At 65.5% G+C, this 22901-nt stretch carries 20 protein-coding genes and 4 tRNA genes; 13 read left to right on the top strand and 11 right to left on the bottom strand.

Going from position 1 to position 22901, the window contains the following annotated elements; all coding sequences use genetic code 11:
• Nucleotides 1-49 precede the first annotated feature (49 nt).
• Genes tssH through tssA form a run of 4 tightly spaced genes read left to right on the top strand, consistent with a single transcriptional unit; the run spans nucleotide 50 to nucleotide 5517 of the window.
• Nucleotides 50-2677 carry a type VI secretion system ATPase TssH gene (gene tssH / locus FURADRAFT_RS16560; RefSeq protein ID WP_008955312.1) on the top strand — a complete coding sequence of 876 codons (2628 nt, stop codon included), beginning with the start codon at nucleotides 50-52 and terminating at the stop codon, nucleotides 2675-2677.
• A 14-nt stretch (nucleotides 2678-2691) separates the two neighbouring features.
• Entirely contained in the window at nucleotides 2692-4116 is a 1425-nt protein-coding gene (locus FURADRAFT_RS16555) for a hypothetical protein (RefSeq protein WP_008955311.1), read from the top strand.
• Nucleotides 4113-4376: a PAAR domain-containing protein gene (locus FURADRAFT_RS16550; RefSeq protein ID WP_008955310.1), complete on the top strand. Its 264-nt coding sequence runs from the start codon at nucleotides 4113-4115 to the stop codon at nucleotides 4374-4376. Before FURADRAFT_RS16555 ends, FURADRAFT_RS16550 begins: the two co-directional genes overlap by 4 nt.
• 43 nt (nucleotides 4377-4419) lie before the next feature.
• Nucleotides 4420-5517: a type VI secretion system protein TssA gene (tssA, locus tag FURADRAFT_RS16545; RefSeq protein WP_008955309.1), complete on the top strand. Its 1098-nt coding sequence runs from the start codon at nucleotides 4420-4422 to the stop codon at nucleotides 5515-5517.
• A 101-nt stretch (nucleotides 5518-5618) separates the two neighbouring features.
• On the opposite strand, the gene FURADRAFT_RS16540 is transcribed toward tssA, so the two are convergent.
• Nucleotides 5619-6818: an ammonium transporter gene (locus tag FURADRAFT_RS16540; RefSeq protein WP_008955308.1), complete on the bottom strand. Its 1200-nt coding sequence runs from the start codon at nucleotides 6816-6818 to the stop codon at nucleotides 5619-5621.
• A 267-nt stretch (nucleotides 6819-7085) separates the two neighbouring features.
• Entirely contained in the window at nucleotides 7086-7574 is a 489-nt protein-coding gene (locus tag FURADRAFT_RS16535) for a winged helix-turn-helix transcriptional regulator (protein WP_008955307.1), read from the bottom strand.
• Nucleotides 7575-7711: 137 nt separating this feature from the next.
• Here FURADRAFT_RS16535 and FURADRAFT_RS16530 point away from each other — a divergent pair, with 137 nt between their 5' ends.
• The 5 genes from FURADRAFT_RS16530 to FURADRAFT_RS16510 all read left to right on the top strand — a co-directional run bounded on the left by FURADRAFT_RS16530 (nucleotide 7712) and on the right by FURADRAFT_RS16510 (nucleotide 13405).
• Entirely contained in the window at nucleotides 7712-9016 is a 1305-nt protein-coding gene (locus tag FURADRAFT_RS16530; protein WP_008955306.1) for a D-amino acid dehydrogenase, read from the top strand.
• Between the two features lie 7 nt (nucleotides 9017-9023).
• On the top strand, nucleotides 9024-10091 hold the full coding sequence (alr, locus tag FURADRAFT_RS16525; protein ID WP_008955305.1) for an alanine racemase: 1068 nt from the start codon (nucleotides 9024-9026) through the stop codon (nucleotides 10089-10091).
• Between the two features lie 203 nt (nucleotides 10092-10294).
• The gene (gene gntR, locus FURADRAFT_RS16520) at nucleotides 10295-11314 is read left to right on the top strand and encodes an HTH-type transcriptional regulator GntR (protein WP_040653114.1); all 1020 of its coding nucleotides are present in this window, start codon (nucleotides 10295-10297) and stop codon (nucleotides 11312-11314) included.
• 194 nt (nucleotides 11315-11508) lie between these two features.
• Nucleotides 11509-12015, top strand: a complete 507-nt coding sequence (locus FURADRAFT_RS16515; protein ID WP_008955303.1) for a gluconokinase — start codon at nucleotides 11509-11511, stop codon at nucleotides 12013-12015.
• A 37-nt stretch (nucleotides 12016-12052) separates the two neighbouring features.
• Nucleotides 12053-13405: an MFS transporter gene (locus tag FURADRAFT_RS16510; RefSeq protein WP_008955302.1), complete on the top strand. Its 1353-nt coding sequence runs from the start codon at nucleotides 12053-12055 to the stop codon at nucleotides 13403-13405.
• A 223-nt stretch (nucleotides 13406-13628) separates the two neighbouring features.
• On the opposite strand, the gene FURADRAFT_RS16505 is transcribed toward FURADRAFT_RS16510, so the two are convergent.
• Together FURADRAFT_RS16505 and FURADRAFT_RS16500 are read right to left on the bottom strand one after the other, a co-directional pair.
• Nucleotides 13629-14252, bottom strand: coding sequence for a response regulator transcription factor (locus FURADRAFT_RS16505; RefSeq protein WP_008955301.1), 624 nt, complete (start codon nucleotides 14250-14252; stop codon nucleotides 13629-13631).
• Entirely contained in the window at nucleotides 14249-16912 is a 2664-nt protein-coding gene (locus FURADRAFT_RS16500; RefSeq protein WP_008955300.1) for a PAS domain S-box protein, read from the bottom strand. The genes FURADRAFT_RS16505 and FURADRAFT_RS16500 overlap by 4 nt, the downstream gene beginning before the upstream one ends.
• A gap of 166 nt (nucleotides 16913-17078) precedes the next feature.
• On the opposite strand from FURADRAFT_RS16500, the gene FURADRAFT_RS16495 reads away from it, so the two are divergent.
• A complete protein-coding gene (locus FURADRAFT_RS16495) occupies nucleotides 17079-18248 on the top strand; it encodes an ABC transporter substrate-binding protein (protein WP_008955299.1) in 1170 nt (389 codons plus the stop codon).
• A 56-nt stretch (nucleotides 18249-18304) separates the two neighbouring features.
• Here FURADRAFT_RS16495 and FURADRAFT_RS16490 read toward each other — a convergent pair whose 3' ends face one another.
• The 5 genes from FURADRAFT_RS16490 to FURADRAFT_RS16470 form a co-directional block, all read right to left on the bottom strand.
• Nucleotides 18305-18979, bottom strand: coding sequence for a GntR family transcriptional regulator (locus tag FURADRAFT_RS16490; RefSeq protein ID WP_008955298.1), 675 nt, complete (start codon nucleotides 18977-18979; stop codon nucleotides 18305-18307).
• A 141-nt stretch (nucleotides 18980-19120) separates the two neighbouring features.
• A tRNA-His gene (locus FURADRAFT_RS16485) sits at nucleotides 19121-19196 on the bottom strand.
• A gap of 45 nt (nucleotides 19197-19241) precedes the next feature.
• A tRNA-His gene (locus FURADRAFT_RS16480) sits at nucleotides 19242-19317 on the bottom strand.
• 22 nt (nucleotides 19318-19339) lie between these two features.
• Nucleotides 19340-19416: transfer RNA gene (locus tag FURADRAFT_RS16475), tRNA-Arg, on the bottom strand.
• Between the two features lie 26 nt (nucleotides 19417-19442).
• Nucleotides 19443-19519, bottom strand: a tRNA-Pro gene (locus tag FURADRAFT_RS16470).
• 114 nt (nucleotides 19520-19633) lie between these two features.
• On the opposite strand from FURADRAFT_RS16470, the gene folD reads away from it, so the two are divergent.
• The 3 genes from folD (at nucleotide 19634) to FURADRAFT_RS16455 (ending at nucleotide 22115) form a co-directional block, all read left to right on the top strand.
• A complete protein-coding gene (gene folD / locus FURADRAFT_RS16465; protein ID WP_008955297.1) occupies nucleotides 19634-20485 on the top strand; it encodes a bifunctional methylenetetrahydrofolate dehydrogenase/methenyltetrahydrofolate cyclohydrolase FolD in 852 nt (283 codons plus the stop codon).
• Between the two features lie 163 nt (nucleotides 20486-20648).
• Nucleotides 20649-21512 carry a formyltetrahydrofolate deformylase gene (purU, locus tag FURADRAFT_RS16460; RefSeq protein WP_008955296.1) on the top strand — a complete coding sequence of 288 codons (864 nt, stop codon included), beginning with the start codon at nucleotides 20649-20651 and terminating at the stop codon, nucleotides 21510-21512.
• Nucleotides 21513-21515: 3 nt separating this feature from the next.
• Entirely contained in the window at nucleotides 21516-22115 is a 600-nt protein-coding gene (locus FURADRAFT_RS16455; RefSeq protein WP_008955295.1) for a hypothetical protein, read from the top strand.
• Here FURADRAFT_RS16455 and FURADRAFT_RS16450 read toward each other — a convergent pair.
• On the bottom strand, nucleotides 22076-22429 hold the full coding sequence (locus FURADRAFT_RS16450) for a thioredoxin domain-containing protein (RefSeq protein WP_008955294.1): 354 nt from the start codon (nucleotides 22427-22429) through the stop codon (nucleotides 22076-22078). The two genes, FURADRAFT_RS16455 and FURADRAFT_RS16450, sit on opposite strands and share 40 nt — an antisense overlap.
• On the bottom strand, nucleotides 22426-22899 hold the full coding sequence (locus FURADRAFT_RS16445; protein ID WP_014086405.1) for an NUDIX domain-containing protein: 474 nt from the start codon (nucleotides 22897-22899) through the stop codon (nucleotides 22426-22428). The genes FURADRAFT_RS16450 and FURADRAFT_RS16445 overlap by 4 nt, the downstream gene beginning before the upstream one ends.
• Between the last annotated feature and the right edge of the window lie 2 nt (nucleotides 22900-22901).

The raw sequence follows: 22901 nt of genomic DNA, 5'->3' as shown, positions 1-22901 counted from the left end.
TGGCGCCTAGCCTGACCCGACCTTATTCACTTTATCTGATGGAAACTCTATGTCGGTATCCCTGAAATCCCTGATCGAGCGCCTGACGCCGCTGGCGCGGCAGAGTGTGGAGCAGGCCGCCAGCCGCGCCTTGTCCCGCACCCACTACGAGATCGAGATTGAGCATGTGCTGTTGACCCTGCTCGACCAGGACATGAATGCCGCCCGCGCCGCCTTGCAGGCGGCCGGCATCGATCTGGCCGATTTGCAACGGGGGCTGGAAGCCGTCCTGGATGGCTTCCGCACCGGTAATACCCGCAACCCGGTGCTGTCGGTCTGGCTGCCCAAGTGGCTGGAGAAAGCCTGGCTGCTGGCCAGTGCGGAGTTCGGGCAGGAGAGCGTGTCCACGCTGGATCTGCTGTTGGCGCTGTTGCGTGATGAGTCGCTGCGTCCGGCGGTGCAAAGCGGCTGCCCGGCCCTGCTGCGCGTCGAAGCGGGTCGCTTGCAACCGGCTTACGCCGCGTTGCGCCAGCATGGCGGGGAGGGCGGCGGGCCGGTGGCGGCCACCGAGCCCGATCAGCCGGCGGAGATGCCGGCCGGTAGGGTCCGCAGCGGCGTGGCACTCGACAAATACACCATCGACCTGACCGCCCAGGCGCGTGCCGGCAAGATCGATCCGGTGCTGGGGCGCGATGGCGAGATCCGCCAGATGATCGACATCCTGATGCGCCGCCGGCAGAACAACCCCATCCTGACCGGCGAGCCCGGCGTGGGCAAGACCGCGGTGGTGGAAGGGCTGGCGCGCAAGATCGTGCACGGCGAGGTGCCGCCGGTATTGGCCGGTGTCTGTCTGCGCACACTGGACCTGGGGCTGTTGCAGGCCGGTGCCAGTGTGAAGGGGGAGTTCGAAAACCGTCTGCGTCAGGTGATCGACGAGGTGAAGGCGAGCCCGGTGCCCATCATCCTGTTCATCGACGAGGCGCACACGCTGATCGGCGCCGGCGGCGCGGCCGGTCAGAACGACGCGGCCAACCTGCTCAAGCCGGCGCTGGCGCGTGGCGAGCTGCGCACCATCGCGGCCACCACCTGGGCCGAGTACAAGAAGTATTTCGAGAAGGACGCCGCCTTGGCGCGCCGCTTCCAGGTGGTGAAGGTGGAGGAGCCGGCGCCGGAGGTGGCGGTGCAGATGGTGCGCGGGCTGACGCACGCCATGGCCACCCATCATCAGGTGGAAATCCTCAACGAGGCGGTCGCCGCTGCCGTGCATCTGTCGAGCCGTTACATCACCGGCCGCCAGTTGCCGGACAAGGCCATCAGCGTGCTGGATACCGCCTGCGCCCGCGTGGCGCTGTCGCGCGCCGGCAAGCCGGGACCGATCGAGGACGTGGCGGTGCTGATCGCCAATGCCGAGCGCGAGATTGCCGCCTTGCAGCGCGAGGAGGGCCATGCTGAGCGTATCGCCGAGCTGGAAGCCCGGCGCGGCGAGTTGCAGGCCGACCTGGAGCGCCTGCACACGGTCTGGGAGGCGCAGCAGCAACTGGTGGCCGAGATTGACGAGCTGAAACAGCAGCAGGGGGAGGTTAAGCCAGCCAAGGGCAAGAAGGTCAGCCCGCTGCAGGCCAAGCGCCAGGCTTTGCGTGAGCTGCACAAGCAGCAGCCGCTGGCGTTCGAGTGCGTCGACGAGAGTGTGATCGCCGACGTGATTGCCGGCTGGACCGGTATCCCGCTGGGGCGCATGGTCAGCAACGAGCTGGCTCAGGTACAGCAGCTGGCGCGGCTGTTGGGGGAGCGGGTGATCGGCCAGGATCACGCGCTCGAGCAGATCGCCGAGCGGGTGCAGATTGCCAAGGCCGGCCTGGAAGATCCGGGCAAGCCCAAGGGGGTGTTCCTGCTGGTGGGGCCGTCCGGTGTCGGCAAGACCGAGACCGCGCTGACGCTGGCCGAGGCCTTGTACGGCGGCGAGCGCAATCTCATCACCATCAATATGTCGGAATACCAGGAGGCGCACAGCGTGTCCGGGCTCAAGGGCTCGCCGCCGGGCTATGTCGGCTATGGCGAGGGTGGAGTGCTGACCGAGGCGGTACGCCGCAAGCCGTATTCGGTGGTGTTGCTGGACGAGGTGGAGAAGGCGCATCCGGACGTGCTGGAGCTGTTCTTCCAGGTGTTCGACAAGGGGGTGCTGGAGGACAGCGAAGGGCGCGAGGTGGATTTCAAGAACACCATCATCCTGTTGACGTCGAACGCCGGCTCCGAGCTGGTGATGCGTGCCTGCGAGCACGGTGTGACGGTGGAAGGCGAGACGCGCGAGCCGACGCCGGATAACCTGGTGGAAATCCTGCGGCCCACCCTGCAGCAGGTGTTCAAACCGGCCTTCCTGGGACGCTTGGCCATCGTGCCGTACTTCCCGATCGGCGACGAGGTGTTGCACGCCATCGTGGGTCTGAAGCTGGACAAAATCCGCCAGCGCATCGCGGACAACCACGGTGCCAAGGTGGAGTTTCCGGATGAGCTGGCAGGCATCATGGCGGCGCGTTGCCTGGACGTGGACAGCGGTGCGCGCAACGCCGACGCCATCCTCACACGCACGTTGCTGGCACAGATTTCGAGCGACCTGCTCGCCCGCATGGCCAGCGGCAAACCGGTGAAGAAGATCGCTGTGGCGCTCAAGGGCGAGCAGCTCAAGGTTCGCGTCAGCTAGGGGGGGGCGGCAAGATGCTGAAACTGCTGGCCGTACTGGCCCTGATCTTCCTGCTGTGGTGGGGGGCGTTGTGGCTGCTGATTCCAGTGGAGTGGCAGCAGATCAGCCCCACCGTCATGTTGCTGGCGCACCTGTTGCCGCCCTTGCTGCTCACCGCCTTGGGGTATGCCTGGCGATTGCGTCAGGAAAAACGCGAGCAGGCCGCCGCCCAGGCGCAAGCCGAGTCGGAGGCCGCGGCGCAGCAGGCCCGGCGTGACGAAGCCCGGGAGACGCATCTGGCCGTGCTGCGCGAACGGCAACAGATGGTGAGCTGCCGCTGGTTGTCGGTGCAGGCTGTCGTGCAGAGAGAGGAGCCGGCCTGGCTGGACGAGTTGCCCCCCGCCTGCCAGTGGATGATGCGGACGCGCGACGAGTGGGAGCCTGGCAACGAGGTGCTGGACGGCCTGATGTCGTGGCTGGAAGAGAGCTTGCAGGCCTTGTACGCCGAGCTGCCGGGGGCCGCCTCGCTGCCGTTGCTGTTGGAGGTGTTGCCGCGGGTATCGGGGATCGAACAGGTCGGCCGCGTCAGGCGATGCCAGGAGGTGGCGTGGCTGACCGCTCAGGGGGAGGGGCCCCTGCCCACCAGCGATTGCCGTTTCCTGCCCGGCAGCGGCACCGTGGCCGACCGCGTGATGCAGTTCCTGGCGCAAGACCCCGAGCTGCCGGGGGCGGTGGTGCTTGCAGCTGACGCCCCACCGGCCTGGCCGGATGAGGAGGAGCCGGATGCGGCGATTCGGGCCCAATGGCTGCAACTGGGCCGCCCGGGGGTCGCCGTGGTGCTGTTGCTGTTCTTGCGCGACGGGCTTGCCGTTTCGACGGACAGTGCATTGGAAGCCGGGCGCGACCCTTATCTGCCGTATTGGGAGCGCGAGGGCGTGACGTCTCCCGCCGGTTGGGGGCGAGTGCCGGAACACACCCGGGCGGCGCTGGCGGCCTTGCCGCACCTGGCCAGCCTGGCCCAGTCCAGCAGCTGCGAGGTGCCGCGACAGGGCAGCTTGCAGCTGACACGCCAACTGCAGCCCTTGCTGGACAATGCACTGGTGAATGCCGCACTGCTGGACTATCCGTTCAGCACCGAGGAGGCCGACCCGAAGCGCAACCAGGCCGACAGTGTGGCCTGGCTGGTGCATAACTGCGGCGATGTCGAGGTGGGCGGCACGCGCCTGGCCGCCATCTCCAGCAGTCTCACCCGTTACCAGGTGGGCCTGCACCCCATCGATGACGCCAGCAACCTGGTGCGTGACTGGGGCGATGTCGGGGCCGCCGCGCCCGCCATGCTGGCGGCACTGGCGGTGACGCACAGCGCCCGGCTGCAGGCACCGGCCATCATCACCCAGTTTCACCACGATCAAGCCGCGCTGGCGCTGGCCCGGCCGGCAGTACAGGAAAACCTCGCATGAAACGCGTCATTCGTCTGGGGGACCCGACCAGCCACGGCGGCACGGTGGTGAGCGCCGCCTCCGGCACGGTGCTGTTCGGCAAGCCGGTGGCCTTGCTGGGCGATCAGGTCACCTGCCCGCAGCAGGGGCACAGCAACTGCACCATCGTGGAGGGCGATAGTAGCTGGCTGGTCGGCGGCAAGCCGGTGGCGCTGGAAGGCCACAAGGTCAGCTGCGGCGCCACGCTGATCGCCACCCTGCCGGAGTTGGGCAAGGGCTAGTCCGTTCCGTTTTCCTTTTTCTTTCCGAGATATCACCACAACGATGCAGAACCCTTCTGTTGCGCTTTTGCTGGCCCCCTTGCCGGGCGGTCATCCCGCCGGGGAAGACCTGGCTTATTCCCCCTTGTTCGACCAGATCCGCGAGGCCCGGCGCAGCGATGATCCGTTGCTGTCCCAAGGCGACTGGGAGCAGGCTTTGAAAGTGGCCGAATGGCCCAAGGTGATCCGCCTGTGCGAGGAGGCCCTGAGCCAGCGCAGCAAGGATTTGCAACTGCTGGTTTGGTATGCCGAAGCCCAAGTGCAGGTACATGGTCTGGCCGGGCTGGCGCAGGGGCTGGCAGCCTTGGCCGACTGGCTGGAGCATTACTGGGAGAGTGGCTACCCGGAGTTCGCCCCGTATGATCTGGATGAGCGGGTGGGCAAGCTGGAGTGGCTCAACCTGCAACTCGGCGTGGCTATCCGCAGTAGCCCACTCGTCAAGCCCGAGCATGGCGGTTACAGCTGGCAGCAGTGGAGGCAGTCCCGCGAGGTGGATAATCTGGGCCTGAAAGATCCGGAGGCGAAACTGGCGGCGTTGGCCGAGGGAAAGCTTGCCGGGGAGGATTTCGACAAGGGGGCTGCCTTGTCGGGTCATGCCTGGTTCGCCAGCCAGGCCGAGCTGCTGTTGGCGTCGCTGAGTGCCTACGAGGCATTGGACAAGCGACTCGATGAGCGTTTCGGCGATGAAGCACCGAGTCTTGCCGAGGTGCGCAACGCCATTTACGCCTGCCAGGAGCTGGTGCTGCGTTACCGCCTGCAACTGGGCGGCGCTGCGGCGGTCGCTACACCCAGCGCCCCGCCTTCCCATACCGCGCTGCCGGAGAACACCGCCATGCCTTCTGCCATTCCGACAACTCCATCAGTGACGGCACCGGCGTCCACTTTTGACGGCCAAGTCCGTAGCCGCCAGCAGGCAGTACAGATGTTGGCCGAGGTCGCCCGTTACTTTCGTCACAACGAACCGCACAGCCCGGTGGCGTTGCTGGCCGAGCGTGCTGCACGCTGGGCGGAAATGAGCCTGGAAGAATGGCTGCAGCATGTGGTGAAGGATGACTCGACACTGCGCCAATTGCAGGAGCTACTGGATATCAACCACAGCTGAACGGCCAGGACGGCGGTGTCACGATTGGCAAAAAGCCCACCTTCAGGTGGGCTTTTCGCTGGTGTTGCTCTTGTCTTTGCCGGAACGTTGCCGGGCCGCACCTACCAGTTGCTCTCGCGCTCCGGCGTGGCGGTGATCTGGTGGATGGACAAATCGGCGCCGTTGAACTCTTCTTCCTCGCTCAGGCGGATGCCGACGCTGCGCTTGAGCAGACCGTACACTAGGTAGCCGCCGCCGAAGCCGACGGCGATGCCGCCCAGCGTGCCGATCAGCTGCGACACCAGGCTGACGTGGCCGGCGCCGCCCAGCCAGGGTTGGCCGAACAGGCCGGCGGCGATGCCGCCCCAGGCACCGCACAGGCCGTGCAGCGGCCACACCCCGAGCACGTCGTCGATCTTCCAGCGGTTCTGCGTCAGTGTGAAGAGCTGGACGAACAGCGCGCCGGCGATGGCGCCCACCACCAGGGCGCCGGCCGGGTGCATCAGGTCGGAACCGGCGCACACCGCCACCAGTCCGGCCAAGGGGCCGTTGTGGATGAAGCCGGGGTCGTTCTTGCCGAGCCACATCGCGGTCAGGGTGCCGCCCACCATGGCCATCAGCGAGTTGATCGCCACCAGCCCGGAAATGCCTTCCAGTTTCTGCGCGCTCATCACGTTGAAGCCGAACCAGCCGACGATCAGAATCCAGGCGCCCAGCGCCAGGAACGGGATGCTGGACGGCGGATGAGCGGCGATGCGGCCTTCCTTGCTGTAGCGACCACGGCGTGCGCCCAGGTTCAGCACGGCGGCGAGCCCGATCCAACCGCCCACGGCGTGCACCACCACCGAGCCGGCGAAGTCATGGAAAGGTTGGCCGAAGGCGTGCGTCAGCCAGTCCTGCACGCCGTAGTGGTTGTTCCAGGCGATGCCCTCGAAGAACGGGTAGACGAAGCCCACCAGCAGGAAGGTCGCGGCCGATTGCGGATGGAACTTGGCGCGCTCGGCGATGCCGCCGGAGACGATGGCCGGAATGGCGGCGGCGAAGGTGAGCAGGAAGAAGAACTTCACCAGGCCGTAGCCGCTTTCGGCGTTGAGCGCGCTGGCGGGCTGGAAGAAGTGCACGCCGTAGGCCACGCCGTAGCCGATGAAGAAGTAGGCGATGGCGGAGACGGCGAAGTCGGTGAGGATCTTCACCAGCGCGTTGACCTGGTTTTTCTTGCGTACCGTGCCCAGTTCGAGGAAGGCGAAGCCGGCGTGCATGGCCAGGATCATCACCGCCCCCAGCAGCAGGAATAGCACGTCGGAAGTCGAGGAGTGAGTCATGAACGGTCCCAAAGATATTTTTGTGCTTCGCCTTGTAGCAAAAGCAGTGCCAATTCATGGTGCACGTGATGCATGACGGGGCATGCCTGCACCGGATTGGCGTATCGGGACGATGGGAGGGGATAGGGAGGCGTCGCGACGAGAGAATTTCGCGGCGACTCAAGTCAAATCGCACCAAATGAGATCACGTCATGGTGCACGTGACTTCATTTGGTGCGTTCTGTTTTGGTGCGTCGGTATCGTTTCACCGATGCCATGGCGGTCAGGTCAGTCGGGGATGGGCAGCGCCAGCGTTTCCTTGACCTCTTCCATCACCACGTAGCTGCGCGACTCGTTGGCGTGCGGCAGCTTGAGCAGGATGTCGCCCAGCAGCTTGCGGTACATCGACATGTCCGAGATGCGCGCCTTGAGCAGGTAATCGTACTCGCCGGATACCAGGTGGCACTCCATCACCTCCGGCAGCTTCTGCACCTCGCGGCGGAAGGAGTCGAAGATGTCGCCGGACTTGGCGGCCAGCTTGATCTCGACGAATACCAGCAGCGAGGAGTTCATCGCTTGCGGATTCAGGCGGGCGTAGTAACCTTCAATTATGCCGTCACGCTCCAGTTTGCGTACCCGTTCGGTACAGGGCGTGGTCGACAGGCCGACCTTGTCGGCCAGTTCGGTCATCGACATGCGGCCGTTGTTTTGCAGGTATTTCAATATCCTCAAGTCGATCTTGTCGAGCGGGCGCTCCACTACTTGTTTGTCTCTCATAATTTCCTGTGTATTGTCTATATTTTGTTGAATTTATTTGTTTTTTTGTAAAAAAACAGTAAATAAAACTGCCTTAAAGTAAATATACTACCGGAAATCACTAAACGTTCAAACCCTACGTCGGGAGTGTAGAGAACATGAAGGTTATCGTGCTGGGCGGTGGTGTCCTGGGTGTTTCCACTGCATGGTATCTGGCCAAGGCTGGCTGCGATGTGACCGTGATCGAGCGCCAGGACGGCGTCGCACTGGAAACCAGCTTCGGCAACGCAGGCCAGATTTCTCCGGGTTATTCCGCCCCGTGGGCCGCACCGGGCATTCCGCAGAAAGCCATCAAGTGGCTGTTCCAGCGTCATGCCCCGCTGGCCTTCAAGCCGGACGGCAGCCTGTACCAGTGGCAGTGGATGAGCAAAATGCTTGCCAACTGCACCGAAGCCGCCTACGCCACCAACAAGTCGCGCATGGTGCGACTCGCCGAGTATAGCCGCGACAAGATCAAGGAACTGCGCGCCGAGACCGGTCTGGCCTACGAAGGCCGCGAAATGGGCACGCTGCAGGTGTTCCGCACCCAGTACCAGCTCGACGGCATGGCCAAGGACATTGCTGTGCTGAAGGAAACCGGCGTGCCGTTCAACGTGCTCGACCGCGAGGGCTGCGTCAAGGCCGAGCCGGCGCTGGGACGGGTCAAGGAAAAGATCGTCGGCGGCCTGCAACTGCCCAACGACGAAACCGGCGACTGCCAGCTGTTCACCTCCCGTCTGGCCGAACTGGCGCGCGCCAAGGGCGTGAAGTTCCTGTTCGGTCAGACCATCGACGCCATCCAGCACGACGGCAAGAAGATCACCGGCGTACGCGCCAACGGCGTCGAGCACCGTGCCGACCACTACGTGGTGGCGCTCGGCAGCTACTCGCGCGATCTGTTGAAGACGCTGGACATCGACATCCCGGTCTACCCGGTCAAGGGTTACTCGCTGACGGTGCCGATCACCAACGCCAGTGCCGCCCCGGTGTCCACCGTGATGGACGAAACCTACAAGGTGGCGATCACCCGCTTCGACAACCGCATCCGTGTCGGCGGCATGGCCGAGCTGTCCGGCTACGACCTGTGCCTTAACCCGCGCCGCCGCGAAACGCTGGAAATGGTGGTGGGCGATCTGTTCCCTGAAGGCGGCAACATCCCGGCGGCCGAATTCTGGACCGGCCTGCGCCCGATGACGCCGGACGGCACGCCGATCATCGGCGGCAGCCGCTTCGCCAACCTCTCGCTCAACACCGGCCACGGCACCCTGGGCTGGACCATGAGCGCCGGTTCCGGCAAGGTACTGGCCGACCTGATTATGGGTGTGAAGCCGGAAATCAGCGTCGACGGCCTGTCCATGCAGCGTTACGCCAAAGGCGGCGAAAAGCTGGTGGTACCGACCGCCCGTATCGTCACCAGCCACTGAGGTTCGCATGCGTCCGTTGATTGCCTCGATCCGACTCGAGCACTTCCGTCACAACTATGAACTAGCACGCCGCCAGCACGGCGGCCGCGCGCTGGCCGTGGTCAAGGCCAACGCCTACGGCCACGGCGCGGTACGCTGCGCCCAGGCCGTAGCCGACATCGCCGACGGCTACGCCGTGGCCTGCCTGGAAGAGGCGCTGCAATTGCGCGAAGCCGGCCTGACCCTGCCCATCCTGCTGCTGGAAGGGGTGTTCGAGGCGGCCGAGTTGCGCGAGGTGGAGCAGCATGGCCTGTGGCTGGTGGTGCAGAGCCAGCAGCAGCTCGACATGCTGCTCGCCAGCCAACCCGCCAAGCCCTACCGGGTGTGGCTGAAAATGGACTCCGGCATGCATCGTGCCGGTTTCTTCCCGCAGGACTACGCGGCCGCCTACCAAAGGTTGGCCGAAAGCGGCAAGGTGGACGGCATCGTCAAGATGACCCACTTCGCCCGCGCCGACGAACCGGCGCTGTCTGCCACTGCGCAGCAGATGGAAACCTTCGATGCCGCCTGCGCCGGTCTGCCGGGCGAGGTCAGCGTGGCCAACTCCGCTGCCATCATGGTGCACGAGCGCACCCGGCGCGACTGGGGCCGTCCCGGCATCATGCTGTACGGTGCCACCCCGCTGCCGGCCGGCTACGCACAGGATGCCGCGCTCAAGCCTGTGATGCGTCTCACCAGCCGGGTGTTCGGTGTGCGCGAGCTCGCTGCCGGCGAGCCGGTGGGCTACGGCGCCACCTTCGTCACCGAGCGTCCGACCCGCGTCGGCCTGATCGCCTGCGGCTACGCCGACGGCTACCCGCGGCTGGCCTCCACCGGCAGCCCGGTGGCGATCGACGGCGTGCGCTTGCGCATCATCGGCCGCGTGTCGATGGACATGATCACCGTCGATCTGACCGACTTGCCGGCTGCCGGCATCGGCAGCGAGGTCGAACTGTGGGGCGACAGCGTCAACGTCAACGAGGTGGCGGCTCAGGCCGGCACCATCGCCTACGAGCTGCTCTGCAACGTCAAGCGCGCCCATTTCGTGTATTGCTGAATTGTAAAGTCGTGTGCACTCTGCTTCACCCGGTCATTTGGCCGGGTTTTTTTTTGACTCTTCCCAAAGTGATCCGTGAAGCGGCAGGCACCGCCGGGGCGGGCCGCAGCCAAAAGGCATAGGGCGGCGGCAGTGTGGTTTGATACACTGCCACGGCAAGGCGGCCGCGCCGCCTCCCGTTCACCGAATCAAGCCGTTCAACCATGTCTAGAAAACCGCGCCTGCGCTCCGGAAGCGGCGTCACCATGCACGATGTCGGGCTGGCCGTCGGCGTCAGCGCGATCACCGTATCGCGCGCGTTGTACTCGCCGGAGCGCGTCTCCGATACCCTCCGCAGCAAGATACTGGAAGCCGTCGACCGGCTGGGCTACGTGCCCAACCGCTCGGCGCGCGCGCTCGCCTCGGCGCGCTCGCAGACCGTGCTGGTGTTGATCCCCTCGCTGACCAACACGGTCTTCATCGACACCCTGGCCGGCATCGAGGACGTGCTGCGCCCCGCCGGCTACCAGATGCTGATCGGCAATACCCACTACAGCGCGGGCGAAGAGATGCAACTGCTGCGCGCCTACCTCGAGCATCAGCCGGACGGGGTGCTGGTGACCGGTTTGTCGCAGCCGCCGGAATTCGCCCAGACCCTGGAGCGGCAGGGGATTCCGGCGGTGTACATGATGGACCTCACCGCCGACGGTCGCCGTTGCGTCGGCTTTTCCCAGGAAGACGCGGGCGAAGCGATCACCCGCCACCTGCTGGAGCGCGGGCGCCGGCGCATCGCCTTCATGGGGGCTCAGCTCGACGAGCGCGTGCTCAAGCGCCTGGACGGCTACCGCAAGGCGCTGCGCGCCGCCGGCCGCTACGACGCGGCACTGGAAGATCTCGACCCGGCGCCGTCCACGATGCAGATGGGGGCCGATGCGCTCACGCGGTTGCTGCAGGCCCATCCCGACTGCGACGCCGTGTTCTGCTGCAACGACGACCTCGCCATCGGCGCGCTCGCCGCCTGCCAGCGACTCGGCCTGGCGGTGCCGCAGCGCATGGCGATCGCCGGCTTCAACGATCTGCAGCCTGCCGGCTGGGTGACGCCGCCGCTGACCACGGTGGCCACGCCGCGCTACCGCATCGGCACCGAAGCGGCCAGGCTGCTGCTGGCGAGCATCGCCGGCGAAGCCGATGCCGTGACCTGCCATGACCTGGGTTTCACCGTCATGCCGCGGGCCAGCTCGTAGCAGCCGACAACCGTTTCCAGTCGTACCGGCTGCCTGCGCCGGCGTGGGCAGTTTTGCAACACCCGCTCGCACTCTGTCTGCGGCATGAAGCAAATTCTTGCCTGCTTCGATTTGTTAGCGCTAACATTCGAAAAAACAGCCAACGCCCGCGCTTACCGCAGGCGTTTTTCTCAACCTGAAATGTTAGCGCTAACATGAAAATGCCGAACATCGTGGTCATGGGGGTTGCCGGTTGCGGCAAGAGCAGTCTCGGCGAGGCTCTGTCCGAAACCCTCGGTGCCACTTTCATCGAAGGCGACGCCTTTCACCCCGCCGAGAACATTGCCCGCATGTCCGCCGGCATCCCGCTCACCGATGCCGACCGCGCCAGCTGGCTCGGCGTGCTGGCGGCACGGCTAGCCAGCGGAAGGGCAGGGGGAGAGCGCATGGTGCTGGCGTGCTCGGCGCTCAAACGCCGCTACCGCGACGCCTTGCGCGAGGGCGACCCCGGCCTGCTGTTCGTCCACCTGAGCGGCTCGCGCAGCCTGATCGCCGAGCGCATGGCCGCTCGTTCCGCCCATTTCATGCCGCAGAGCCTGATCGACAGCCAGTTCAGCGACCTGGAGGCGCTGCAGTCGGACGAGCAGGCCATCGTCTGTGACATTCAGCAACCGCTCGCCAGCTTGCGTGATCGCGTGCTCGAGCAGTTGCACAGCAAGTAGCACCCAAACACGTCATAACTACACGGAGGAGAACACAATGACGACCCACAACACCACCGCCCGCGTGCCGACGCGCCGCTGGCGCATCGGTGCCTTGCTCGGCATCGGCGTGCTGGTCAACTATTTCGACCGCATCAGCCTGTCGGTGGCGGCGCCGCAGTTGCAGCAGGAGTTCCACCTCACGACCGGGGACATCGGCCTCTTGTTCAGTGCCTTCTTCTGGGCCTACGCCTTGCTGCAGATTCCCACCGGGGTGGTGCTCGACCGCTTCGGCGTCACCAAGGTCGGGCGCTGGGGGGCTTTCCTGTGGGGCATCGCGGCCACGCTGACCGCCTGTGCCGGCGGTTTCGGCGGCGTGTTCGCCGCGCGTGCCCTGCTGGGGGTGGCCGAGGCGCCGGGCTTCCCGGTCAGCTCGAAGGCCACCGGCTACTGGTTCCCGCGCCGTGAGCGCGCCATGGCGACCGCGCTGTTCGATGCCGCCGCCAAGTTCTCCAACGTGATCGGCGTGCCGCTGGTCGCCCTGACCGTGGTGCATCTCGGCTGGCGCTGGGGCTTTGGCCTGTCCGCCCTGTTGAGCCTGTGCTACTTCCTGGCCTTCTACCTGCTTTATCGTGACCCCAGCGCCGACAGCAAGCTGTCCAAGGCCGAGCACGACTACATCGTCCAGGGCGGCGCCACGCCGGAAGGGGTAAGCCAGGAGAGTTCGCTCAACATGCTGGGCTACCTGCTCAAGCAACGCAAAATCTGGGGGCTGTCGATCGGCTTTGCCGCCTACGGCTACGTGTTCTACCTGTTCCTGACCTGGTTGCCGGGCTACCTGGTGCAGGCGATGCACATGAGCATCCTCAAGTCGGCGACGTTCGCCGCCATCCCCTGGCTGTTCGCCACGCTGTCCGATCTCCTGGTCGGCGGTTGGCTGATCGATCATCTGATCGCCAAGGGTCATGACGAAACGCGGGTGCGCAAGGGCGTGTTGGTGGCCGGCATGCTGTGTGGCCTGGCGGTGTTCGGTGCCACCACTACCACAGATCCTTACGTCGCCATCGTCTGGATCACCATCGCGCTGAGCGGCCTGGCCGCCGCGGCGCCGGTGGGCTGGTCGCTGCCGTCGCTGATCGCCCCGCACGGCGGTACCGGCACGGTCGGCGGCATCATGAATTTCGCCAACAACATGATGGGTGCGGTGGCGCCGATCGTGACCGGCTATATCGTCGGCGCCACGCAGTCGTTTTCCAACGCCTTCCTGGTGGCCGGCGTGGTGCTGGTGATCGGCGTGTTCGCCTTCGTGTTCCTGCTGGGCAAGATCGAGCCGATTCCGGAGCCGGGCAAGGATGCGGTGCGCCGTGTCGGTGGGGCCGCCAAGGCCGGCACCCCTTCCGCGACGCGCTAGAGGAGTGAAAGCGTCCTGCCCCGGCTGTGGGCGAGACGCTTCGCAAACGCACAAGGCCGCCCAGCGACGGGCGGCCTTGTGTGCTCCGGCTTGAGTATCAAGAGTCGCTAACAAAACCCAGCGCAGCGGTCTTGGCTAGGCGCGCGGCCGCAGACAGTACAAGGTAGTACGGCCAGGCCGCGCAACAACGCCAAGAGGGTTCTGTTAGCGGCTCTATGGGGCGTCAGCCCTTCTGCTGGCGATAGGCCACCACCGCCTGCACCAGATCGGCGATCGAGCGCGCGCCCATCTTGTCCATCATCTTGCCGCGGTGCGCTTCCACCGTCTTGATGCTGATGCCGAGGTCGTCGGCGATCACCTTGTTCATCTTGCCCTCGATCACCTTTTCCAGCACCTCGCGCTCGCGTATCGTGAGCGAGTCGAGCCGTTCCGCCATCTTGCTGAGGCTGGCGGTGCTGTCGAGCCGCTGACGGCAGGTCGCCAGCGCGCTGTCCACGGCGTCGAGCAGGGCCTGCTGGTTGAACGGCTTTTCCAGGAAGTCGTGGGCACCGCGTTTGACCGCCTGCACCGCCATCGGCACGTCGCCGTGTCCGGTAATGAAGATCACCGGCCACGGGTTGCCGCGCCGGTCCAGCTCCTCGAACAGTTCCAGTCCGCTCATGCCGGGCATGCGGATATCCACGATCAGGCAGCCGACGCCGGACAGCACCACCCGGCCCAGGAAAGCTTCCGCGCTGCCGTGGCACTCCACCTGGTAGTCATGGCTTTCCAGCAGCCAGAGCAGGGAGTCGCGGAACGGTTCGTCGTCATCGATGATGTGGATGGGCGCTTGCTTGGTCGTGTTCATGCTTCGGTCACCGGCAGGGTCAGGCGGAAAATACTACCACCGTCCGGGTTGTCTTCCACCCAGAGTTGACCCTGATGGAATTCGATGATGGTGCGGCAGATGTTGAGCCCCATGCCCATGCCTTCCTTCTTGGTGGTGAAGAAGGCGTCGAACAGGCGCTCCTTGAGATCCGCCGGCACGCCGTGGCCGCGGTCGGCGATGGCGACCTCGACCCGGCGCGGATTGAGCACGTCGGCGCTGACGATGAGCTGGCGTCGGGCGGGTTCGGTGTCCTGCATCGCCTCGATACCGTTCTTGATCAGGTTGAGCAGCACCTGCTCGATCAGGATCGGGTCGACGCAGACTTCCGGCAGGCGTGGCGGCAGTTGCAGGTCGATGGTGGCGGCGTAGCGGCGCGCCTCGATGTCGGCGATGGCGAGCGTGGCCTCGACGATATCCGTCAACTGGCAGGGCTTGCGGTCGGGTTCGCTCTGTTTCACGAATTCGCGTACGCGGCGCACGATCTTGCCGGCGCGTTCGGCCTGGGCGGTGATCTTTTCCATCACCGGCAGCAGCGATTCGGCGCTGGCGCGGCCCTGGCGCAGCCGTTCGATGCAGCCGGCCTGGTAGTTGGCGATGGCCGACAGCGGCTGGTTCAGCTCGTGGGCCAGGGTCGAGGCCATCTCGCCCATGGTGACCAGGCGCGAGGTGGCCTGCAGCTTTTCCATCTGCTGTTCGTAGCGCTGCTCCGCCTCGTGCTGCTGGGTGATGTCGGTGAGGATCACCATCAGCGTCGGCCGGCCGTCCACCCAGCGTACCTGGCGGCGCCGCGCCGACAGCCAGCGCGGCGGGTTGGCCAGCTGCAGCTGGAGGTCGAGTTCGGAGCGTTCGGCGTCACGCATCAGGAAGGCCAGCCGCAGGTCGCAGCAGCTCGCGCTCTCCTCCTGCCCCAGCACGTTGTCCGGGTCGAACCACTGGCGGTAGTGCTGGTTGCAGAACAACAGCTCGTGGCTGGCCGGGTCGACCACCGCCACCGCGGCGTCCAGGCCCTCGATGACGGTGACGAAACGCTCGTGCGAGGCCTCCAGCCGTTGCTTGGCCTCCTGGCGCTCGGTGATGTCGGTCATCGCCGTCATCCAGCCGGTGTGCTGGCCATCGTGGTCGATCAACGGCGAGATCAGCAGGTTGACGTGGATTTCCTTGCCGTCCTTGCGCCGGATCTGGGTCTCGAGGCCATCCTGTGGCGCGTTGCCGGTCAGTGCGGCCGCCATGTGGCGCTGGTGCAGTTCGGCGGCTTCGCCGGAGCGCCAGTAGGGGTAGGGCGGCAGCTGGTCCAGCAGTTCCTGCTCGCGGTAGCCGGTGATGTCGCAGAAGGCCGGGTTGACGTAGGTGATGCGCCCTTCGAGGTCGATGGCGCGCAGCCCCACCACCAGCGAATCTTCCATCGCCTTGCGGAAGGTGGATTCCTGCCAGAGCGCTTCCTGCGCTTCCTTCTTGGCGGTGATGTCGCGGCCCGAGACGTAGATCACGCCGCTCTCCGGCAGCGGGCTCAGCGCCCACACGATCCAGTGCGTGGCGCCCTCGCGCGTCAGCACCCGGGTCTCGACGTAGCGATGGCTCTGGTCGGCGCCGAGCATGTCGAAAAAACCTTCCTTCAGCATGTCGCGCTCGCTGGGGTGCAGGTAGCTCAGGAAGGAGGTGCCGATGAGTTGCGCTTGCGTGTAGCCGAGCACGGTTTCGAACGCCGGGTTGACCTCGAGCAGGGTGCCCTCGGGGCTGATGATGCCGAGCAGATCCTGTGACAGGCGGTACACCCGGTCGCGCTCTTCTTCGGCGCTGACGCGGCGGCGGATATGGCGGTTGAGGCTGAGCAGGCTCATCAGGGTGAGCAGGGTCAGGCCGACGATCAGCCCCAGTTGCAGGACGCGGCTCGGGCTGGTCGCCGTCTTTACCGGGCGGGCGATGATGGCGAGCCCGGTGCCGGGCAGGTCGAGCTTTTCGGAGAGCGTGCCGCTCAGGCGCTGCTGGGCGTTGTGGCCGATGTCACGGCCCTCGGCGTCGATAAGCTCGAGCTGGTATTTCTCGGCAAACCACGACGGAGGCAGGCGGCGGATCAGCGTGCCGGTGTTGAACACGGCGATCATGGTGCCGACAAACTGGCCGTTGCGCAGCACCGGCACGTGCAATTCGATGCGCCATTGGCCGTCCGCGCTCTGGTAGGGCCGGCTGTAGACCGGCCGGCTCTCGATGCGCGCCTTGACGAAGGCGTCGGCGCTGGGGCCCGAGAGGCCGTCGCCCAGCGTCAGCGGGCCGTCTTCATAGGGGGCGATCCAGCGCAGGATCATGCCGGTGTCGGCGCGTACCACCGCCAAGAGTTCCGGGGTGTTGCCGATGAATTGCGCCGCCTGGAGCTGGAAGCCGCTTTCGTCGAGATCGTCGCGTCCCGCTTCGCGCGCGAGTTCGGTGAGCTGGTTGAGATTGTCTTCGAGGTGCAGTTGCAGCGTCTGTTCCGCCCACAGCGCGTCGCGCGCCAGCGCGGTACGCAGCTGCTCGGCTTCGCGCGAATCGAGCGCCCACAGCATCACCGCCATGGTCAGGAAGAACAGCACGATGCTGGCGTTGGGGAACAGCCGGTACCAGCTCGGGCGCTGGCGCTGGGCGGTGGAGTGGTAGCGAAGCATGCGTAAGGTGTCCGGACGAGGTGGTCCTGTACCACCGGCGTGGTGCCGGCAACAGAACGTGAGTGTAGGCCAAGCCGACGCCGAAGATAAGCCGGGTTAGCCCGCAGCGTCGGGCTTGTTGATTGGCGTGCGCCCCGTTAAGCTTGCGCTCCGGAGAAAAGAGACAATGAAAACAACTATTTTGAAGCGCGCTCTGATGCTGGCGGGGTTGCTGTGGGCGACGCTGGCCGGCGCCGTCGAGCCGATCCGCATCGGTGTGCCGGGGGCGTATACCGGAGGGTCCTCGCCGATGGGACTCAGCATGCGCAACGGCATCCGGCTGGCGGCGCAGGAGATCAACGCCCGTGGCGGCGTCTTGGGGCGGCCGCTGCAGCTGGTCGAGCGCGACGACGGCGGCAACGCGCTGCGCGGCCGGCGCGTCAACGCCGAGCTGATCCGTCAGCCGGTGGTGGCGACGGTCGGCCTGGTGAATACCGCGGTGGCCGAAGCGGTGGTGGGGCTCTACCAGGAGGCGCGTGTGCCGCTGGTGATCGCGGTGGCCACGGCGGCAAAGCTGACCCAGCCTGCGCGCGACGGCTATGTGTTTCGCGTCGCGCTGTCCGACACGGTGCAGGCGCGGCTGATCGCGCGCGAGGCGGTGGAACGCGCCGGCTATCGCCGTATCGCCATCTTCGCCGACACCACCCGCTACGGCGAGCAAGGGGTGATGGAACTGACCGCCGCGCTGGCGCGCTACGGCGTGCGGCCGGTGGCGGTGGAACGCTTCGACCTGCACGAGCGCGACATGGACGAGCCATTGCGCCAGGCGGCGCGCCAGGGGGCCCAGGTCATCCTGACCTACGCCATCGGCCCGGAGCTGGTGGAAATCGCCAACGGCATGGCGCGGATGGACTGGCAGGTGCCGCTGATCGGCAGCTGGACGCTGTCGATGTCGAATTTCATCGACAACGCCGGTCCCAACGCCGACGGCACGCGCATGGTGCAGACCTTCATTCCGGAGGGGGCCGGCGGGCGGCGCAAGGCGTTCATCGACGCCTACCTGGCGCTGAGCCATGGCCGGCGCATTGCGTCGCCGCCTTCGGCGGCGCAGGGCTACGACGCCATGTTGCTGCTGGCGGGGGCGATCCAGCAGGCCGGCAGTACCGACCGGGCCGCGATCCGCCGGGCGCTGGAGCAGCTGCAACGGCCGGTCGACGGCGTGATCACGCGCTACCGGCGTCCGTTCAGCCCGACTAGTCATGAGGCGATCGACGAAACCGTGCCGGTGATCGGCAAGGTAGCGGGGGGGGAGGTCGTGCATGCCTATCGCGAGGACAGGCTGAAGGGCATGAAGTAAGTCGGTGAGAGTTGCTGCCGCGTTCGGCCAACCTTAGAAGGTTGGCCGAAGCGTTTTTAACGCGGCGAACCCTGGTTCTTGAGGTAGCTTTCCAGCGCGTTGCCGGCCGACAGGATGTGGAAGCGGATGAACTCGGCCGCTTCCTCGGCCGCGCCTTGCTGGCACAGCTCCAGCAGCTTGGTGTGTTCGGCGTGCGCGCGCTCCATGGTCTGGGTGAACAGGATCTGCATGCGCGTGTAGCGATCGGTCTTGTTGTGCAACTGCTCGATCAGCGCCAGCGTGTTGGGGCGCTTGGCGGCACGGTACAAGGCCAGGTGGAAGCGCGAGTTCAGCTCACCCCAGTGGCGGATGTCGTTGGTCTGCAGCGCGATCTCGAACTGCTTCAGGGTGTCGGCGGCCATGGCCAGGTCGGCCTTGGTCTGGCGCGGGATGGCGGCGCGCAGCAGCGAGCTTTCCAGCATGGCGCGGATGTCCAGCAGTTCCAGCACGTCGTCCAGCGACAGTTTGGATACTAGGGCACCCTTGTGGTCGATGATCTGGATCAGGCCTTCGGCCTCGAGCTGGCGCAGCGCCTCGCGCACAGGCACCCGGCTCACGCCGTATTCATTGGAAAGCGCTTCCTGGCGCAATTGCTGGCCGTCGGCAAACTCGCCCGACAGGATGCGTTGGCGCAGGGATTCGGTTACGGCACTCGTCAGCGTCTGGCGCTTGATCGGCTGCAGGGTGGTCATGGGTGGAAGCTCTGTCAGTCAATCGGATACATACAAATGTATTCAATTATTACGGAGCGGGGCAGGGGAGACAAGTGAAACTGCGGCCGGCAGGAGCACGTGCAACAAAAAAACCGGCCCTCGGGCCGGTTTTTGCAAGACTGGGGTGGATAATGGGACTCGAACCCACGACAACCGGAATCACAATCCGGGACTCTACCAACTGAGCTATATCCACCGCCGTAAGCGGTACGACTGAAGCTGGCGCTTCAATCAGGAATTTTGGGGTGGATAATGGGACTCGAACCCACGACAACCGGAATCACAATCCGGGACTCTACCAACTGAGCTATATCCACCACTGTCTTACTGCTGTACTACTGGCGCGCCCGACAGGACTCGAACCTGTAACCCCCGGCTTAGAAGGCCGGTGCTCTATCCGGTTGAGCTACGGGCGCATCCTGCACCGAGTGCGCGGAGTTTCTGGTCGGGGTGGAGGGATTCGAACTCTCGACCCCCTGATCCCAAATCAGGTGCGCTACCAGGCTGCGCTACACCCCGACGACAGAGAGCGCAACTATACGGATCGAGCATAATGCTGTCAATACCCGTTGAGCTTAGGGGGTGAAAAATGAGAAAATGCCGTTTTTGGTTGGTTTGGTTTCGGGACAGAGCATGACGGCACAACTCATTGATGGCAAAGCAGTAGCAGAAAAATTGATCGGGCGCGTACGCGAAGGCGTGGATGCACGCCTCAAGGCGGGCAAGCGTGCTCCGGCACTGGCCGTCATTCTGGTCGGCGACGATCCGGCCTCCGGCGTGTACGTCGGCAACAAGAAGCGCTCGTGCGAGAAGGCCGGCATCCGCTCGGTGGCCTACGACCTGCCCGCTTCCACCTCGCAGGAAGAGCTGCTGGGGATCATCGACCAGCTCAACGCCGACGCCAGCATCGACGGCATCCTGGTGCAGCTGCCGCTGCCCAAGCAGATCGATCCGCAGTCGGTGATCGAGCGCATCGACCCGAAGAAGGACGTGGACGGCTTCCACCCCTACAACATGGGCCGTCTGGCGGTGAAGATGCCGCTGCTGCGTCCGTGCACCCCGCGCGGCGTGATGACCCTGCTAGAAGAGTACGGTATCGATCCGAAGGGCAAGAAGGTGGTGATCGTCGGCGCGTCCAACATCGTCGGCCGCCCGCAGGCGCTGGAAATGCTGCTGGCGCGCGCCACCGTGACGGTGTGCCACAGCGCCACCACCGACCTGCCCAAGGAAGTGTCCGAGGCGGACATCGTGGTGGCCGCGGTGGGCATCCCCAACTTCATCAAGGGCGAGTGGGTCAAGCCGGGTGCGGTGGTGATCGACGTGGGCATCAACCGCCTCGACAGCGGCAAGTTGTGCGGCGACGTGGAGTTCGCCACCGCCAGCGAACGTGCCGCCTTCATCACTCCGGTGCCGGGCGGCGTGGGTCCGATGACCGTGGCCACCCTGCTGCAGAACACGCTGGATTCGGCCAACCTGAACGCCTGAGGCCTTGCGGGCAGGAGGGCGCCGGGTCGTATCGGCGGCGTGACGGTGCGGGGCGCTGGTTTATCCCCTTCGCGTGCACTGCCCCTGCCGTGAGACATGCGGTGTTGCCTGGCGCGCGGAATGCCGCCGCCGGCACATCGGCTTTCGTTTCTGGGAGTGAACAATGAGTCATAACAAGAATTCGGCCACGCTGCTGATCAGCTGCCCGGACAAGAAGGGGCTGGTGGCGGCTATCGCCAACTTCCTGATGACCTACAACGCCAACATCATGCATGCCGACCAGCATCAGGATGTCAGCGAAAACCTGTTTCTGATGCGCATCGAGTGGAGCCTCGACGGCTTCACGCTGCCGATGGAGAGCTTCGCCGCAGCGTTCCAGCCGATTGCCGACAAGCACGGCATGACCTGGCGTGTGTCGCTGTCGAGCCGCAAGCCGCGCATGGCGATCTTCGTCTCGAAATACGAGCACTGCCTGGTCGACCTGCTGCACCGCTGGCGCATCGGCGAATTGAACTGCGACATTCCGCTGATCATCTCCAACCACGAGGACTGCCGCCGCATGGCCGAATTCAACGGCATCCCCTACCACGTGGTGCCGGTGACGCAGACCAACAAGGAAGAGGCCGAGGCGGAGCAGTGGCGCTTGCTCGAGGAAGCCGGGGTGGACGTGATCGTGCTGGCGCGCTACATGCAGGTGCTGTCGCAGCGTTTCGTGGAACGTTTCCCGAACCGCGTGATCAATATCCATCACAGTTTCCTGCCGGCGTTCGACGGCGCCAAGCCCTACCATCGTGCGTTCGCGCGCGGGGTGAAGCTGATCGGCGCCACCAGTCACTACGTGACCGAGGTGCTGGACGATGGTCCGATCATCGAGCAGGAGGTCACGCGCATCTCGCACCGCGACGACGTCGAGGACCTGGTGCAGAAGGGGCGTGACCTGGAAAAGGTGGTGCTGTCGCGCGCGGTGCGCTGGCACCTGGACGATCGCGTGTTGTCCTACAGCAACAAAACCGTGGTGTTCGATTAAGACATGCGTATCCTCTTTGACGATGCCCTGGACCTGGTGCGTTTCCGTGTCCGGCCGCTACAACACTACCAGTATGCGTTCTGGCAGCCGGCGCTGTTGTTGACGGCGCTCGGTATCATCGCCAGCGCCGGCGCCGACGGCTTGGGTGACAACGTCGAGGGGCGCGTGGCGTTCTTCCTGCTGTTCACCTGGCTGGAGACGCTGTTGTTCACCCAGTTCATGGGGCTGTGGCTGCGCCTGGGCAAGTGGAAGCCGAGCGGTTCGTTGTTCGGGCTGGTGGTGGCGGCCAACAGCGTGCAGATTCTCGAGCCGCTGACCAGCTGGCTGCCGGACGATGCGGCGCTGATCGGGGCCTTCGCGTTGTCGGTGCTCACCATTACCATCCTGGTGCATGCCCTGACCGCGGTATCCGGGGTGTCGCGGCTGCGCGTGCTGGTCGGCGTGCTGCTGTTCTCGCCGCTGGCGATGATGCTGATGGGCTCGACGCTGTCGCTGGCGGCGTCGCTCGACTGGGTGCAGGTGCCGCCCGAGCTGGGGCTCGAGCTGAACCAGGGGGATGCGGCTCAGGGGGCTTCCGACGGCGGCGACGCCAACGCGATCTGAATCGCTTCGGCCAACTTGGCCCGTTCCAACGGCGCGTTCACCATGGTGTGAAACGCGCCGTTGTCGTATAGGGCGAGCGCCGGCAGGTGGAACAGCTCGAATTCGTGCGCCAGCGCGCTGCTCACGGCGATGTCGACGTAGCACAGCTGGCGGATGCGGGGCGGGACCAGCCGGGGCAGGCGGGCGTGCCACACCCGGCAGGCGCCGCAATGGGGTTGGCCGAACAGCACCAGCGTGGCCCCGGGCAGGGTGGGAAGGATGTGGTGAAAGCGGAACTCGTCGAGTTCCAGCCAGGGCAGGGTGGCGCTGCTCATTCCACCTTGGCGATGTAGCGCGCCAGCCCGAGAAAGGCGCGCAAGGCCTCGCCCTTGGGGGTGGTGTCGCTGCGCACGCGGGCGTAGCGGCGCAGGATGGCACGCGCGTCGTGCATCAGGTCGAGCTCGCTGTCCGGCGAGGTCACCAGGGCGATACGCTCGACTTCGCCCTGCGGCTTGACCTGGCCCTGGGCGATCGCCAGGTAGACCTTGTGCGCGGCGTGCGGGGTGATGTGGTCGAACAGGTACAGCATCGAGTTGATGCGCAGGCCGGTTTCTTCGCGTACCTCGCGGATCAGCGCCTGCGAGCGCAGCTCGCCACGGTTGGCCTTGCCCCCCGGCAACTGGTAGCGCCCTCCGCGCGTCGCCGCCACCAGCACCCCGTCCGGCATCTCGATGATCGCCGTGGCGCGCCGTGCCAGCGTTGGCGGCAGTCGCTGCTCCGGTCTTCTTGCTTCCTGTATCGTCATTT

The sequence above is a fragment of the Pseudogulbenkiania ferrooxidans 2002 genome (assembly GCF_000174355.1).
In the GTDB taxonomy this organism is placed as follows: domain Bacteria; phylum Pseudomonadota; class Gammaproteobacteria; order Burkholderiales; family Chromobacteriaceae; genus Pseudogulbenkiania; species Pseudogulbenkiania ferrooxidans.
This window is presented reverse-complemented; position numbering and strand designations above follow the sequence as displayed.